Origin of the sequence: Pseudomonas indica NBRC 103045, assembly GCF_002091635.1 — a bacterium.
In the GTDB taxonomy this organism is placed as follows: domain Bacteria; phylum Pseudomonadota; class Gammaproteobacteria; order Pseudomonadales; family Pseudomonadaceae; genus Pseudomonas_M; species Pseudomonas_M indica.
In genome coordinates this window covers 278,732-293,507 of sequence record NZ_BDAC01000001.1, presented here as the reverse complement: position 1 = coordinate 293,507, position 14,776 = coordinate 278,732, and the positions used below count along the sequence as shown (strand labels likewise).

General features: G+C 65.9%; 13 protein-coding genes. 6 read left to right on the top strand and 7 right to left on the bottom strand.

The genetic code is table 11. From position 1 onward, the window contains the following. The first annotated feature begins 15 nt into the window (after positions 1–15). The 5 genes from PIN01S_RS01255 to gcvP all read left to right on the top strand — a co-directional run bounded on the left by PIN01S_RS01255 (position 16) and on the right by gcvP (position 7,666). Positions 16–1,017 (top strand): Fe(3+) ABC transporter substrate-binding protein, encoded by a 1,002-nt coding sequence (locus PIN01S_RS01255; RefSeq protein WP_084333106.1) that lies wholly within the window; start codon positions 16–18, stop codon positions 1,015–1,017. Positions 1,018–1,223: 206 nt separating this feature from the next. Then, positions 1,224–2,840, top strand: a complete 1,617-nt coding sequence (locus PIN01S_RS01250) for an ABC transporter permease (RefSeq protein WP_084333104.1) — start codon at positions 1,224–1,226, stop codon at positions 2,838–2,840. Between the two features lie 314 nt (positions 2,841–3,154). Beyond that, complete coding sequence (gene gcvT / locus PIN01S_RS01245) at positions 3,155–4,237, top strand: glycine cleavage system aminomethyltransferase GcvT (RefSeq protein WP_084333103.1); 1,083 nt, start codon at positions 3,155–3,157, stop codon at positions 4,235–4,237. A 102-nt stretch (positions 4,238–4,339) separates the two neighbouring features. Beyond that, the gene (gene gcvH / locus PIN01S_RS01240; protein WP_084333101.1) at positions 4,340–4,729 is read left to right on the top strand and encodes a glycine cleavage system protein GcvH; all 390 of its coding nucleotides are present in this window, start codon (positions 4,340–4,342) and stop codon (positions 4,727–4,729) included. 63 nt (positions 4,730–4,792) lie between these two features. Further along, complete coding sequence (gene gcvP, locus PIN01S_RS01235; RefSeq protein WP_084333099.1) at positions 4,793–7,666, top strand: aminomethyl-transferring glycine dehydrogenase; 2,874 nt, start codon at positions 4,793–4,795, stop codon at positions 7,664–7,666. A 249-nt stretch (positions 7,667–7,915) separates the two neighbouring features. Here gcvP and PIN01S_RS01230 read toward each other — a convergent pair whose 3' ends face one another. The 5 genes from PIN01S_RS01230 to PIN01S_RS01210 form a co-directional block, all read right to left on the bottom strand. Then, on the bottom strand, positions 7,916–8,218 hold the full coding sequence (locus tag PIN01S_RS01230; protein WP_084333097.1) for a DUF2388 domain-containing protein: 303 nt from the start codon (positions 8,216–8,218) through the stop codon (positions 7,916–7,918). A 107-nt stretch (positions 8,219–8,325) separates the two neighbouring features. Beyond that, entirely contained in the window at positions 8,326–8,775 is a 450-nt protein-coding gene (locus PIN01S_RS01225) for an NfeD family protein (protein WP_084333095.1), read from the bottom strand. Positions 8,776–8,777: 2 nt separating this feature from the next. Continuing rightward, a complete protein-coding gene (locus PIN01S_RS01220) occupies positions 8,778–9,698 on the bottom strand; it encodes an SPFH domain-containing protein (protein ID WP_084333093.1) in 921 nt (306 codons plus the stop codon). A 146-nt stretch (positions 9,699–9,844) separates the two neighbouring features. After that, positions 9,845–11,629, bottom strand: coding sequence for a type IV pilus assembly ATPase TfpB (gene tfpB / locus PIN01S_RS01215; RefSeq protein ID WP_084333091.1), 1,785 nt, complete (start codon positions 11,627–11,629; stop codon positions 9,845–9,847). 135 nt (positions 11,630–11,764) lie between these two features. Then, a complete protein-coding gene (locus tag PIN01S_RS01210; RefSeq protein WP_084333089.1) occupies positions 11,765–12,130 on the bottom strand; it encodes an ACT-like domain-containing protein in 366 nt (121 codons plus the stop codon). Positions 12,131–12,258: 128 nt separating this feature from the next. On the opposite strand from PIN01S_RS01210, the gene PIN01S_RS01205 reads away from it, so the two are divergent. Continuing rightward, the gene (locus PIN01S_RS01205; protein WP_084333087.1) at positions 12,259–12,723 is read left to right on the top strand and encodes an Lrp/AsnC family transcriptional regulator; all 465 of its coding nucleotides are present in this window, start codon (positions 12,259–12,261) and stop codon (positions 12,721–12,723) included. Between the two features lie 3 nt (positions 12,724–12,726). On the opposite strand, the gene PIN01S_RS01200 is transcribed toward PIN01S_RS01205, so the two are convergent. Together PIN01S_RS01200 and PIN01S_RS01195 are read right to left on the bottom strand one after the other, a co-directional pair. Next, positions 12,727–13,368, bottom strand: coding sequence for a DUF502 domain-containing protein (locus PIN01S_RS01200; RefSeq protein ID WP_084333086.1), 642 nt, complete (start codon positions 13,366–13,368; stop codon positions 12,727–12,729). Between the two features lie 18 nt (positions 13,369–13,386). Beyond that, the gene (locus tag PIN01S_RS01195; RefSeq protein ID WP_084333085.1) at positions 13,387–14,751 is read right to left on the bottom strand and encodes a CYTH domain-containing protein; all 1,365 of its coding nucleotides are present in this window, start codon (positions 14,749–14,751) and stop codon (positions 13,387–13,389) included. Positions 14,752–14,776: the final 25 nt, after the last annotated feature.

Sequence of the window (14,776 nt, the reverse complement as noted above, 5' to 3'; positions counted from 1 at the left end):
GCGAGAGGCCATACCATGTCGTTGAAGAAGAGTGTGTTCGCCGTTGTCGCGCTCACCGCCCTGTCGGGCATTTCCCAGGCTGCCGATGAGATCGTGGTGTACAGCTCGCGTATCGATGAGTTGATCAAGCCGGTCTTCGACCAGTACACCGCCAAGACCGGCGTCAAGGTCAAGTTCATCACCGACAAGGAAGCCCCGCTGCTGGAGCGCCTGAAGGCCGAGGGTGCCAACACGCCCGCCGACATGCTGATCACCGTCGATGCCGGCAACCTCTGGCAGGCCGAGCAGGAAGGCGTGCTCAAGCCGCTGAAGTCCCCGGTCATCGAAGCCAATATCCCGTCCCAGTATCGCGCCACCAGCGGCGCCTGGACCGGCCTGTCGCTACGTGCGCGGACCATCGCCTATTCCACCGAGCGGGTGAAGCCGGAAGAGCTGTCCACCTATGAGGCTCTGGCCGACAAGAATTGGGAAGGCCGCCTGTGCCTGCGGACCAGCAAGAAGGTCTACAACCAATCGCTGACCGCCACCCTGATCGAAACCCACGGCGCGGCCAAGACCGAGGAAATCCTCAAGGGCTGGGTGAACAACCTGGCGACCGATCCCTTCGCCGACGATACCGCCCTGTTGCAGGCCATCGATGCCGGCCAGTGCGATGTCGGCCTGGTGAACACCTATTACTTCGGCCGTCTACACAAGCAGCAGCCGGACCTGAAAGTGCGCCTGTTCTGGCCGAACCAGGCCGACCGTGGCGTGCACGTCAACCTGTCCGGCGCCGGCGTGACCCAGCATGCGCCCCATGCCGAGGCTGCGCAGAAGCTGCTCGAGTGGATGACCAGCGAAGAGGCCCAGGGCCTGTTCGCCGGGCTCAACCAGGAATTCCCGGCCAACCCGAAAGTGCCGGCTTCCGAAGAAGTCGCCGCCTGGGGCAGCTTCAAGGCCGACAGCATCCCGGTGGAAGTGGCCGGCAAGCGCCAGGCCGAAGCCATCAAGCTGATGGATCGGGCGGGTTGGAACTAAATAAAAGCGGCAAGCTGCAAGCCACAAGCGGCAAGCAGAAGCGGTAGGTGCTTTGACGATGGCGCCAGCGCGTCCCTCACACTGATTCGCTTGCAGCTTGCAGCTTGCAGCTTGCAGCTTGCAGCTTGCAGCTTGCAGCTTGCGCCTGTTTTACTTCGACGCCCCGGTTCGCCGGGGCGTTCGTCTTTTGAGTTCCGAGGATTTTCGTGGCCCATCCTGCCCAGCGTCGCTGGTATCCCATCGCCTTTGCCATCGCAGCCCTGGTATTGCTGCCGCTGAGCGTGCTGGTGCTGTCCTGGCATACGGTGGACCGTGAAATCTGGGCGCACCTCTGGGATACCCAGTTGCCGCGTCTACTGGGCAACACGCTGGTGCTGGTGCTGGGCGTCGGCTGCGGTGTGACAGTGCTCGGCGTGAGCCTGGCCTGGCTCACCAGCCTTTGCGAATTTCCCGGGCGGCGCTGGCTGGACTGGGCGCTGATGTTGCCGTTCGCCATTCCCGCCTATGTACTGGCGTTCGTTTTCGTCGGTCTGCTGGATTTCGCCGGCCCGGTGCAAAGCCTGCTGCGCGAGTGGTTCGGCAGCGGCCTGCGCTTGCCGCGTGTCCGCTCTACTGCCGGGGTGATCACGGTCTTGGTGTTGGTGTTCTATCCCTATGTTTACCTGCTCGCCCGTACCGCCTTCCTCGCCCAGGGCAAGGGGCTGATGGAGGCGGCGCGCGTGCTCGGCCAGTCGCCCTGGCAGGCGTTCTGGCGCGTCGCCCTGCCGATGGCGCGCCCGGCCATCGGCGCCGGCCTGGCCCTGGCGATCATGGAGACCCTGGCGGATTTCGGCGCCGTCTCGGTGTTCAATTTCGATACCTTCACCACCGCCATCTACAAGACCTGGTACGGCTTCTTCAGCCTGTCCAGCGCGACGCAATTGGCCAGTCTGCTGCTGCTGGCGGTGATGCTGGTGCTCTATGGCGAGCACCGGGCCCGGGGAGCGGCACGCCCGACCAGCGAGCGGCCACGCGGCAAGGCCCTGTACCACCTGCGCGGTTTCAAGGCCCTGGCGGCCAGCGCCTGGTGTGGGCTGGTGTTCCTCTGTGCGTTCGTCATTCCGGTCATGCAACTGCTGGTGTGGTTCTGGCAGCGTGGCCGCTTCGACCTGGACGAGCGCTACACCGGCCTGATCCTGCATACCCTCTACCTCGGCGGCACGGCAGCGGCGATTACCGTGGGTGTCGCCCTGCTGCTGGCGTTCGCCCGCCGCCTGGCACCGACCCGGCCGATCCGGTCGGCGGTCGGGCTGGCCAATCTCGGCTATGCGCTACCCGGTTCGGTGCTGGCGGTGGCGATCATGTGGGCGTTCAGCTACCTCGATCGCGAACTGGTGATCCCGCTGTCCACCTGGCTCGGCGGCGCCGGCAAGCCGTTGCTGCTGGGCAGTCTGGCCGCCTTGCTGCTGGCCTACCTGATCCGCTTCATGGCGGTGGCCTACGGACCGCTGGAAAGCAGCCTGGCGCGCATCCGTCCGTCGCTGCCGGAAGCGTCGAGGTGCCTGGGCGTCGGCGGTCCGCGGCTGTTCTTCCGCATCTACCTGCCGCTGTTGCTGCCCGGTTCGCTGAGCGCGGCGCTGCTGGTGTTCGTCGACGTGCTCAAGGAAATGCCGGCCACGCTGCTGATGCGTCCCTTCGGCTGGGACACCTTGTCGGTGCGGGTCTTCGAGATGACCAGCGAGGGCGAGTGGGCTCGCGCCGCGCTGCCGGCGCTGACGCTGGTGCTGGTCGGGCTGCTGCCGGTGATCGGTCTCATCCGCCGCTCCGCGCGGCAAATAGGATAGGGGCAGCGGCAAGCTTCAAGCCTCAAGCGGCAAGTAAAAGCGGTAGGTGCTTGGTAGCGCCAGTTCGACCCTCACACTGATCAGCTTGGAGCTTGGAGCTTGGAGCTTGGAGCTTGGAGCTTGGAGCTTGGAGCTTGGAGCTTGGAGCTTGGAGCTTGGAGAGTGACCCCCTTTCGGTGAGCGGCTACAATGCGCGCCATTCGATGCGACCCGCCGCCCGGTGGGCTCTGCGGACGTGCCAGTGACCTGCCGAAGCAGGCTCAGCCGAGCTGCAGCGATGCCCGCATCTTCGCCACGCCCGGAAGGAGAAACCCATGGGACAGCGCACCCCTCTCTACGACCAGCACCTGGCGTTCGGTGCCAAGATGGTCGACTTCGGCGGCTGGGACATGCCGCTGCACTACGGCTCGCAGGTCGAGGAGCATCATCAGGTGCGCCGCGATTGCGGGGTCTTCGATGTCTCCCACATGACCGTGGTGGACGTATCGGGCGCCCAGGCCACCGCTTATCTCCAACATCTCCTGGCCAATGACGTGGCACGCCTGCAAACGCCGGGCAAGGCCCTGTACAGCGGCATGCTCAACGAACGCGGCGGTGTCGTCGACGACCTGATCGTCTATCTCGCCGAGAACGGTTACCGCGTGGTGGTCAACGCCGCCACCCGCGACAAGGACCTGGCCTGGATGACGCGCCAGGCCGAGGGCTTCGCCGTCGAACTGAACGAGCGCGCCGACCTGGCCATGCTCGCCATCCAGGGGCCCAAGGCGCGTGCCCGCACGGCCGAACTGGTGACCTCTGCCCGCGCCTCGCTGATCAACGAACTCAAGCCGTTCCAGGGCCTGCCGGAAGGCGACTGGTTCATTGCCCGCACCGGTTATACCGGCGAAGACGGCCTGGAAATCATGCTACCGGCCGCCGAAGTGACGGCGTTCTTCGGCGAACTGGTCGGTGCCGGCATCGCTCCGATCGGCCTCGGTGCACGCGACACGCTGCGCCTCGAAGCCGGCATGAACCTTTACGGCCAGGACATGGACGAAGACGTCTCCCCCCTGGCCGCCAACATGGCCTGGACCATCGCCTGGGAGCCGGCCGGGCGTGACTTCGTCGGCCGCCAGGCGCTGGAAGCGCAGCGCAGTGCCGGCGACCAGCCGCGTCTGGTCGGGCTGGTACTGGAAGAGCGCGGCGTGTTGCGCGCCCACCAGGTGGTGCGGGTCGAAGGCGTCGGCGAAGGCGAGATCACCAGCGGCAGCTTCTCGCCGACCCTGGGCAAGTCCATCGCCCTGGCCCGCGTCCCGGCCGCCACCGGCGACCGTGCCGAGGTGGAAATCCGTGGCAAGTGGTACCCGGTACGGGTGGTCCAGCCGAATTTCGTGCGCCACGGCAAGGCGCTCATCTGAAAGACGTTCCGACAGTCGCGCGGTGCGGTTTGCCTACGGCCCGCCGCGCGCCTGCTAAATTTTCCTGGCAGTGACCTGCCGCCTTTTCTCGAGGATCAAGCAATGAGTGACATTCCCGCCGATCTGCGTTACGCCGCCAGCCACGAATGGGCCCGCCTGGAAATGGATGGCACCGTGACCGTGGGTATCTCCGACCACGCGCAGGAAGCCCTGGGCGACGTGGTGTTCGTCGAACTGCCGGAAGTCGGCCAGCAGCTGACCGCCGGTCAGGAAGCCGGGGTGGTGGAGTCGGTCAAGGCTGCATCCGACATCTACGCGCCGATTGGCGGCGAGGTGATCGCGGTCAACGAGGCGCTGACCGAGAGCCCGGAGAACGTCAACAGCGATCCGTACGGCAGCTGGTTCTTCAAACTGAAGCCGAGCGACGAAGCCGAGCTGGACAAGCTGCTCGACGCCGACGGCTACAAGGCCGCCAGCGAAGCCGACGCCTGATCCCAGCCTGCCCCATGGAGCCTCGCATCGGCGGGGCTTCGTGCTTTCCGAAGAGCCCCTGCCATGTCCCAGACGCCCAGCCTCGCCCAACTCCAGCAACCTGACGCTTTCCTCAGCCGCCACCTCGGCCCGGACGAGGCCGAGCAGCAGGCCATGCTCGAAAGCCTCGGTCTCGCCAGTCGCGCCCAACTGATCGACCAGACGGTCCCGCCGGCGATCCGCCTGGACCGCGCGCTCGACCTGCCGGCGGCGCTAGACGAGCAGGGCGCCTTGGCGAAGCTCAAGGGACATGCGCAGCAGAACCAGCTATGGACCAGCCTGATCGGCATGGGCTACCACGGCACCGTCACGCCCACGGTGATCCTGCGCAACGTGCTGGAGAATCCGGGCTGGTACACCGCCTACACCCCCTACCAGCCGGAGATCGCCCAGGGCCGGCTGGAGGCGTTGCTGAACTTCCAGCAACTGACCATCGACCTGACCGGCCTCGACCTGGCCAGCGCCTCGCTGCTCGACGAAGCCACCGCCGCCGCCGAGGCCATGGCCCTGGCCAAGCGCGTGGCGAAGAGTAAGAGCAACCTGTTCTTCGTCGATGAGAACTGCCATCCACAGACCGTTTCCGTGGTGCAGACCCGTGCCGAAGCGTTCGGCTTCGACGTGGTCGTCGCCAGCGTGGATGAGCTGGCCGGGCACCAAGTCTTCGGCGCGCTGCTGCAGTACCCGGACACTCACGGCGAGATCCGCGACCTGCGCCCGCTGATCGATCACCTGCACAGCCAGCAGGCGCTGGCCTGCGTGGCCGCCGACCTGCTCAGCCTGCTGCTGCTCGCCCCGCCCGGCGAGCTGGGCGCCGACGTGGTGTTCGGCTCGGCCCAACGCTTCGGCGTGCCCATGGGCTACGGCGGTCCGCATGCCGCCTATTTCGCCACCCGCGACGAATTCAAGCGCGCGATGCCCGGGCGCATCATCGGCGTGTCCAAGGATGCCCGCGGCAACATCGCCCTGCGCATGGCCCTGCAAACCCGCGAGCAGCACATCCGCCGCGAGAAGGCCAACTCCAACATCTGCACCGCCCAGGTCCTGCTGGCCAACATCGCCAGCTTCTACGCGGTCTACCATGGGCCGCAGGGGCTCAAGCGCATCGCCCAGCGCGTACACCGGCTGACCGCCATCCTCGCCGCCGGCCTGGAGCAGAAAGGCATCCAGCGGATCAACAGGCACTTCTTCGACACCCTGACCCTGGAGGTCGGTGGCAGCCAGACGGCGATCATCGAAAGCGCCCAGGCGGCGCGCATCAACCTGCGCATCCTCGGGCGCGGCAAGCTCGGCGTCAGCCTGGACGAAACCTGCACCGCCGAAACGGTCGAGCGACTGTTCGATATCTTCCTCGGCGCCGACCACGGCCTGGACGTCGCTGCGCTGGACGCCGGTGTCGCCAGCGGGATTCCGGCCGAACTGGAGCGCAGCAGCGCCTACCTGACCCACCCGGTGTTCAATGCGCACCACAGCGAAACCGAGATGCTGCGCTACCTCAAGCAGTTGGAGAACAAGGACCTGTCGCTGAACCAGGCGATGATCCCGCTCGGCTCCTGCACCATGAAGCTCAACGCCACCAGCGAGATGATCCCGATCACCTGGCCGGAATTCGCCAACCTGCACCCCTTCGCACCGGTGGAGCAGGCCCAGGGCTACAAGGCGATGATCGACGAGCTGGACGCCTGGCTGTGCGCCATCACCGGCTTCGATGCCATCTGCATGCAGCCCAACTCGGGCGCCCAGGGCGAATACGCTGGCCTGCTGGCGATCCGCAAGTACCACGAGAGCCGTGGCGAAGGGCACCGCAACATCTGCCTGATCCCGTCCTCGGCCCACGGTACCAACCCGGCCTCGGCACAGATGGCCAGCATGCGCGTAGTCATCGTCGAGTGCGACCAGGACGGCAACGTCGATCTCGAGGACCTCAAGCGCAAGGCGGCGGAAGCCGGCGAGCAGCTTTCCTGCCTGATGATCACCTACCCCTCGACCCATGGCGTCTACGAGGAAGGCATCCGGGAAATCTGCGAGGCCATCCATGCCCAGGGCGGCCAGGTCTACATGGACGGCGCCAACCTCAACGCCCAGGTCGGCCTGGCGCGTCCGGCCGACATCGGCGCCGACGTCTCGCACATGAACCTGCACAAGACCTTCTGCATTCCCCATGGCGGTGGTGGCCCGGGCATGGGCCCGATCGGCGTGCGCGCACACTTGGCGCCGTTCGTCGCCAACCACCCGGTGGTGCCACTGGAAGGGCCGAACCCGGAGAACGGCGCGGTCAGCGCGGCGCCGTGGGGCAGCGCGAGCATCCTGCCGATCAGTTGGATGTACATCGCCATGATGGGTCCGCAGCTCAAGGACGCCACCGAAGTGGCCATCCTCAACGCCAACTACCTGGCGCACAAACTGGACGGCGCCTTCCCGGTGCTCTACAGCGGCCGCAACGGCCGCGTGGCCCACGAGTGCATCCTCGACCTGCGTCCGCTCAAGGCGGAAACCGGGATCACCGAGGAAGACGTGGCCAAGCGCCTGATGGACTATGGGTTCCATGCGCCGACCATGTCGTTCCCAGTCCCCGGCACGCTGATGATCGAGCCCACCGAGAGCGAATCCAAGCACGAGCTGGATCGTTTCATCGAAGCCATGCTCAGCATCCGCGCCGAGATCGGCAAGGTGCAGAACGGCGACTGGCCGGCCGAGGACAACCCGCTCAAGCGTGCGCCGCATACTCTGGCGGACGTCATCGGCATCTGGGAGCGGCCGTACAGCATCGAGGAAGCGGTGACTCCTACCGTCCACACCCGTGCCCACAAGTACTGGCCGACGGTGAACCGCGTGGACAACGTCTACGGCGACCGCAATCTGTTCTGCGCCTGCGTGCCGGTGGATGCTTATCGCGAGTGAGTCCGACTGTAAAACGAAAGGCCGCCCCTAGGAGCGTAATGCTGTTCACTTAAGCGTTGGTCAGACACGATCAGTCCCCTCGCCCCTCTGGAGAGAGGGTTAGGGAGAGGGGGCACCGATAGTTTCGCGGTGTTTTCGGCCCTCTCCCCCAGCCCCTCTCCCGTAAACGGGAGAGGGGAGCAGGTGTGCATGACCTTAAATGAACAGCATTAGCCCCTAGGAGCGGCCTTTTTCGTTATGACGGGCAGTCTATTCCGCTGCAAGGATTGCCGTAGCCAGCTCCATGTCGTCGGCTTTCACGCCGGGGTGCTGGTCGCGGATACGCTGCAGCGCGGCTTCCAGGTACGGTCCGCGAATCTCGCCGCCGCTGGCGACGAAGCTGCTGGCGTCATCCTTGGCGGCCACGATCAACTTGTCGTCCTTGAAGGTCAGGTAGGTCGAGGCGGTGGTGGCGCCCGACGAGAGTACGTCGCGCCAGAAATCGCCGTCGGCGAAGGCGCTGGCGGCGGGCAGGGACAAGGCTAACGCGAGGCAGGCAAGGGAACGGCGCATGACAGGGACTCCTCTGGGTTCGAGCCTGTAACTAAGAGTCCTGCGCTTCGTTTGGAGTTCCCTTCTCGGCGGCCACCCCCGACGGTGCGGGGATGGCCGTGGCCTGTTCAGGCTGCGGCTTCGACCTTGAGCAGCACGCCTTCCTGGCCGACCACCCGAACGGCCGTACCGGCCGGCAGGTCAGGGCCGACTACCAGCCAGACGGTATCGCCGGCCTTGATCTTGCCGCGGCCGCTGACGATGGCTTCATGCAGGCTGAAGATGCGACCGTACAGCTCCTGGCCGCGCTGGTTCAAGCCGGGCTGGTCGGAAGGCTTGGCCGCGCTGCGCTGGCGCCGCCACCAGAGCACGGCGGTGAGTACCGAGAGGATGGCGAACAGGATGAACTGCAAGGTCCAGTGCAGGTCCGGAAAGGCGAAGGTGAGTACGCCGACGCTGGCGGCGGCGACGCCGATCCACAGCAGGTAGCCGCCTGCGCCGAAGACTTCGAGGATCAACAGAAGGGTGCCGAAGGCGAGCCAGTCCCAGAAGGACAGGTGTTGCAAATAATCCCACATGGTCAGCTCTTCTTGCCGTCGAACGTCGCCTTGACGATCTCGCCGATGCCGCCAACCGCGCCGATCACCTGGCTGGCTTCCAGCGGCATCAGGACGATCTTGCTGTTGTCCGACGCGGCGAGCTGGCCGAGGGCGTCGATGTACTTCTGGGCGACGAAGTAGTTCACCGCCTGCACGTTACCGGCGGCGATCGCCTCGGACACCATGCGGGTCGCCTCCGCTTCGGCGGCGGCCGCCCGTTCGCGGGCCTCGGCTTCGAGGAAGGCGGCCTGGCGTTCGCCTTCGGCCTTGAGGATCTGCGCCTGCTTCTCGCCTTCGGCGGTGAGGATTTCGGCCTGGCGCTTGCCCTCGGCCTCGAGAATCTGCGCACGCTTGAGGCGTTCGGCTTTCATCTGGCTGGCCATGGCCTCGACCAGGTCGGACGGTGGCGTGATGTCCTTGATCTCGATGCGGGTGATCTTGATGCCCCAGGGGGCGGTTGCCTCGTCCACGGTCTTGAGCAGGCGTTCGTTGATGGCGTCGCGCTGGCTGAGCATGGCGTCCAGCTCCATGGAACCGAGCACGGTGCGGATGTTGGTCATCACCAGGTTGCGGATGGCCAGCTCCAGGTTGTTCACCTCGTAGGCCGCCTGGGCCGCGTTGATCACCTGGAAGAAGCACACCGCGTCGATCTGCACGATGGCGTTGTCGGCGCTGATGACTTCCTGCGGCGGGATGTCCAGCACGCTTTCCATCACGTTGAGCTTGCGGCCGATGCGGTCCATCACCGGAACGATGATGTTCAGGCCCGGCTTGAGGGTGTTGGTGTAGCGGCCGAAGCGTTCGACCGTCCATTGGTAGCCCTGCGGCACCACCTTGAAGCCCATGAAGACCACGGCGATGGCGAGGCCGACGAAGAGAAGAATGACTGTTCCGATTTCCATCGGAGACGGCTCCTGCGGTTGGGAGAAAACACGCTGAGTTTAGGCGGAGCGCCAGTAGCTTGCCGGTATGGGTTCCCGAAAACGGGAATTAGTCATGGGCCCCTGCCCTGAGATGCCCGCCCCAGAGCGGGTCGAGGGGCCTATCGCTACTTCTGCTCGCTCTGCGGTGTCACGCGCAGCACTTCTTCGAGGGTGGTCAGGCCGGCGGCGATCTTCTGCGCGCCGGACAGGCGCAGGCTGCGCATGCCGTCCTTGAATGCCTGGCGGCGCAAGGCGACCAGGTCGGTGTCGGCGGTGATCAGCGGCTTGATCGCATCGTTGAGCAGCATGATCTCGTAGACCCCGGCGCGCCCACGGTAGCCAGTGTCTCGGCATTCCAGGCAGCCCACCGCGCGGTGGGCGCCTGTCGGCAGTGGGGCGCTCCAGGGCTTGGTCAGGCTCTGCCAGTCCTCTTCGCTCAGCTCCGTCGGTGCCTTGCAATGCGGACAGAGGGTGCGCACCAGGCGCTGGGCCATGACACCCAGCACGGTGGCCTTGATCAGGTAGTGCGGCACGCCGAGTTCGAGCAGGCGCGTCACCGCGCTGGGCGCATCGTTGGTATGCAGGGTGGAGAGCACCAGGTGGCCGGTCAGCGCCGCCTGGATCGCCATCTCGGCGGTTTCCAGGTCGCGGATCTCGCCGACCATGATGATGTCCGGGTCCTGGCGCATCAGGGCGCGCACGCCGCTGGCGAAGGTCAGGTCGATGTTGTGCTGGACCTGCATCTGGTTGAACGCCGGCTCGATCATCTCGATCGGGTCTTCGATGGTGCAGACGTTCACTTCGGAAGTGGCGAGCTGCTTGAGCGTGGTGTACAGCGTGGTGGTCTTGCCCGAGCCGGTGGGGCCGGTGACCAGGATGATGCCGTTGGGCTGGTTGGTCATGCCTTGCCAGCGGCGCAGGTCGTCCAGGGAGAAGCCGAGGGCGTCGAAGCTTTTCAACAGCACTTCGGGGTCGAAGATCCGCATCACCATCTTCTCGCCGAAGGCGGTGGGCAGGGTGGCCAGGCGCAGCTCCACTTCGCCGCCGTCCGGGGTCTTGGTCTTCACCCGGCCGTCCTGCGGTTTGCGCTTCTCGGCCACGTTCATCCGGCCGAGGCTCTTCAGGCGGCTGACCACCGCCATGGTGACCTGAGGCGGGAACTGATAGACGTTGTGCAGCACGCCGTCGATGCGGAAGCGCACGGTGCCCTGTTCGCGGCGCGGCTCGATGTGGATATCGCTGGCGCGCTGCTGGAAGGCGTACTGGAACAGCCAGTCGACGATGTTGACGATGTGCGCGTCGTTGGCGTCCGGCTCCTGGTCGCCGGAGCCGAGGTTGACTAATTGCTCGAAGTTGCCGACGCCGCTGACCTTCTGGTCGGCGGCGCTGGCGCCGCTGACGGAGCGGGCCAGGCGATAGAACTCCTGGGTGAAGCGCTGGATGTCCGCCGGGTTGGCCACCACCCGCTTGATCGGCCGTTTCAGCACGTGGGTCAGGTTGCTTTCCCAGCTGTGTACCAAGGGTTGCGCGCTGGCGATGGTCACCATGTCCGGCGTCACTTCCACGGCGAGAATCTTGTGCCGCTGGGCGAAGGCGTGGGACATCAGCGGCGTTACCGCGGCGACGTCCACTTTCAGCGGGTCGATGCGCAGGTAGGGTTGGCCGGAAAAGTCGGCGAGCCAGCGGGTCAAGGTGTCGAGGTCGAGTTTCCTGCCCGGCCGGGTGAGGTCGTCGATCTGCTGGGCGGCGAGGAATTCCAGCGGGTGCTGCTGGTTGTTCACCGCGCTGCGACGGATCGCCAGGCACTGCTCGGCGGTGTTCTGGTCCACCCGGCCCTGGTTGACCAGCTCGCGGAGCACGTCGTTGAGATCCAGCCAACGGTCCTGGGCGGATGAAGCGAACGCTGTCATGGGGTTCCTCGACCACTTTCGACTCTGGAAGCTTAGGTCATTGGGACCTCTCTTCCGTTTGTCCATAGCATGCCCGATTACGCGGTGCGGGGCGAAGCGCCAAGCGTGATCAAGTCCCCAGCCTGGAACGATGGGTTACGCCTGGGCTTCGATCCTGGGCGCCAATGCGGTTGCCTCTCGGAGTTCGACCGCGAAAACGCTGACCAGGCTGCGCATCTTCTGTGCGATCACTTCCGCGCGTCGGGCGCAGAGCGACGGATGGCGGATGGTCAGGGCGAACCGGTCGTCGTCTTCGCGGTGCGCGCTGACGTCCGACGGCGTCAATTGCTGTTGCGCGAAGAAACCGAGCAGGCGGCAGAGCACGTCCGGCTCGGCATCCGCCTGGATATGGAAGTGCGCGTCGATCAGGCGGATGGCGGCGCCGTTCCAGGCGTCCGCCCGGTGATCCAGCGGCACGGACGGTACGAGGTGAAGGGGGTTGGCGCTGGCGTGGGCGGGCATGCGGATGCTCCTGTCGTTTCGATGTGGACAGTTTTCCAGCTCCGGAGCGGTTTTTTCTGCCTTATTGGTCCCCTGTGGCGAGCGACTGGGATAGTCTTGCCTCGTTTTATCCATTTCGAGAAAAACTTATGTCCGTCATGCTGGACAATTTCGACCGCCGCATCCTCGCCCTGCTGCAGGAGGACGCCAGCCTGTCCACCGCGGAGATCGCCGAGCGGGTGGGCTTGTCCCAGTCGCCATGCTGGCGGCGTATCCAGCGGCTGAAGGAGGAAGGGGTGATCCGTGGCCAGGTCACCCTGCTGGACCGCCGCAAGGTCGGCCTGAACGCACAAATCTTCGCCCAGGTGAAGCTCAACGCCCACGGTCGCTCCAACCTCACCGAGTTCGCCGAGGCCATGCGCGGCTTTCCCGAGGTGCTGGAATGCCACGTTCTGATGGGGACGGTGGATTTCATGCTGCGCATCGTGACCCGCGACATCGAGGCCTACGAGCGCTTCTTCTTCGAGAAGCTCTCGCAGGTGCCGGGTATCCAGGAGGTGAACTCCATCGTCGCGCTGTCGGAGATCAAGTCGACTACCGCGCTGCCGGTGTGAAACTTAGTCCTTGCGCGGCGGAGGCGGGGTGAGGCCCATGGAGACGTAGATGGCGCTCAGGTCGTCGACGCCCATGTGGGCCGGGCGCACCCAGTCCACCGGGACGTAGATCAGCCCGCCGCCGACCGGTATCGGTGCGGTCGGGACCAGGATTGCGTAGTGCGGCCGGCCCTCTAGTTCGACGGGATCCGGGCTAGGCAGCAGTGCCAGCACGGCCGCGCCGTCCCCGCCGAAAAAGCACCAGACCGGGCTCATGGCACCGATGTCCGGGTTCTTCTCGCGGTCCAACAGGCCGACGAAGCGATCCGCCAGGTTGTAGAGGTTGCCGATCAGCGGGGTACGCCGCAGGGTGACGTCGATCAGCCAGGCCAGCGGCCGACGCAATCCCAACTGCACGGCGAGCCCGAGGGGGTAGAGGCTCCCCAGCAACACCAGGCTGCCCAACAGGTAGGCCAGGTACGGGTTGCTGGCGAACGGCTGGCCGAGGGTGGCGAACAGTTGACCGACCAGGGTGGAGGGGCCCACCAGGCGGTTCAGCAGGCTAACCACCCAGGCCAGCAGCGCCAGGGTCAGGGCCAGGGGCAGCAACGCCAGGAGGCCGGTGAGCCAAGTGGCGAAAACGGATCGTAGGCTTTGTCTGAGCATGGTCCCGGCGCGCTTCCTTTATTTCTGCAAGGCCTTCCAGGCAGGCAGGGAGATCAACGTCTGTGCCTGGGCCGTACGCAGCTCGCACTGCTCGTCGTCCAGGGGCTGGACGGCGAGGGCCGCCAGTTTGTTCAGTTCCCCGTACAGACGGTCGACTTCCGGCAGCTCCAGCGCGCCGCGGGCCAGGCGCAGCCAGACCAGCATGCGCTCGATGCGCGGCAACTGCTCGGCGAGGTCCTCCGGCTGCCGCTGGTAGCGGGTCAGCGGCAGAGCCTGGGCCTCTTCGGCGAGCATGCGTGGCAGCCAGCGGCCCAGGGGGGCGGCACCCTGGCGCTGGCCGCGCTCGTTGCGGGCGGACACCCAGGCACGGCCGAGCAGCCAGCGCGAGGCCTGCAGCGAGAACAGGCCCCAGCGGGTGCCGGCCAGCTCCTCGGCGAACTGCCCGACGGCGGCCTGCCGGCTTTCTTCGCTGTGCTGCCCATCCTGCAGGCGCGGGCGCCAGTCCATGAGCAGCGCGTCCAGGCTTTCGCGCAGTTCGCGGCTGCTGGCCCGGGGCACGGCCTGGCCGAGGCTGCCGAGCAGGGCACGCAGCTCGGCCAACTGGCCAAGCCATAGGCCGAGCAGACGCCAATGGCCGTTGAAGCGGTATTGTTCGGCGAGGCGCTGGCTGCTGCCGAGCAGATGCCAGGCCAGTGCGGCGAAAGCGTCGTCCAGCGGCATCAGGGCGTCCAGTTCGGGCGCGGGCAGGCTGAGGGCGTAGCTGTTTTCATCGAACAGCCGGTAGCCGCGCTCGGCCTTGCTGATGTCGCAGGGCATCAGCGGCAGGTCGGCGGCCAGCTCCGCGGCGAGTTCCAGCAGCGCTTCCGGTTCGCCCTGGCGCAGTTCCAGTTCCAGCTCGCAGATTTCTTCTTCCTGCTTCCCGGCGATGACCTTGCCCAAGTCCAGCGCCGCTTCGATCACCACCTTGGCCTTGCCGCGCCCCCAGGCGATTTCCGCCCGTTCGCGAACGAAGTCGGTGGTGAAGATCGGCTTCAGGCACTTCTTGTCCAGCCCGGCCAGGCTGGCTGGCCAGCACTCGTCGGTGAGCTTCTTCGGGTCGAGCTTGGGTTTGTCCAGGTACCAATCCCATTCGTTGCGCTCGGACAGCCCGGCGACGCTCTGGCCGCGGCTCTTCAGGGTCTGGATGTACTGCTCGCCGTCGCGGCGCAGGCGCAGCGCCACCTTGGCCCGAGCCAAGTCGCGCTCGGCGCTGTCGTAATACTGGTTGAAGAGTTCGCGGCGTTCCCAGCCGCTCTTGTTGCGTTTTTTCAGCAACGGATGTTCGCGCAGTGCGGCGAGCGTGTCGCGACTGGCGCGCAGCTTGATTTCGGTTTCTTTGACCATGGTGCGGAGTCCAAGCGCCTATCAT

Bases quoted from the DNA above. Each gene is read 5' to 3' on its own strand.
- PIN01S_RS01255 (WP_084333106.1), top strand. From the start codon at position 16: ATGTCGTTGAAGAAGAGTGTGTTCGCCGTTGTCGCGCTCACCGCCCTG.
- gcvT (WP_084333103.1), top strand. From the start codon at position 3,155: ATGGGACAGCGCACCCCTCTCTACGACCAGCACCTGGCGTTCGGTGCC.
- gcvH (WP_084333101.1), top strand. From the start codon at position 4,340: ATGAGTGACATTCCCGCCGATCTGCGTTACGCCGCCAGCCACGAATGG.
- gcvP (WP_084333099.1), top strand. From the start codon at position 4,793: ATGTCCCAGACGCCCAGCCTCGCCCAACTCCAGCAACCTGACGCTTTC.
- PIN01S_RS01230 (WP_084333097.1), bottom strand. From the start codon at position 8,218: ATGCGCCGTTCCCTTGCCTGCCTCGCGTTAGCCTTGTCCCTGCCCGCC.
- PIN01S_RS01225 (WP_084333095.1), bottom strand. From the start codon at position 8,775: ATGTGGGATTATTTGCAACACCTGTCCTTCTGGGACTGGCTCGCCTTC.
- PIN01S_RS01220 (WP_084333093.1), bottom strand. From the start codon at position 9,698: ATGGAAATCGGAACAGTCATTCTTCTCTTCGTCGGCCTCGCCATCGCC.
- tfpB (WP_084333091.1), bottom strand. From the start codon at position 11,629: ATGACAGCGTTCGCTTCATCCGCCCAGGACCGTTGGCTGGATCTCAAC.
- PIN01S_RS01210 (WP_084333089.1), bottom strand. From the start codon at position 12,130: ATGCCCGCCCACGCCAGCGCCAACCCCCTTCACCTCGTACCGTCCGTG.
- PIN01S_RS01205 (WP_084333087.1), top strand. From the start codon at position 12,259: ATGTCCGTCATGCTGGACAATTTCGACCGCCGCATCCTCGCCCTGCTG.
- PIN01S_RS01200 (WP_084333086.1), bottom strand. From the start codon at position 13,368: ATGCTCAGACAAAGCCTACGATCCGTTTTCGCCACTTGGCTCACCGGC.
- PIN01S_RS01195 (WP_084333085.1), bottom strand. From the start codon at position 14,751: ATGGTCAAAGAAACCGAAATCAAGCTGCGCGCCAGTCGCGACACGCTC.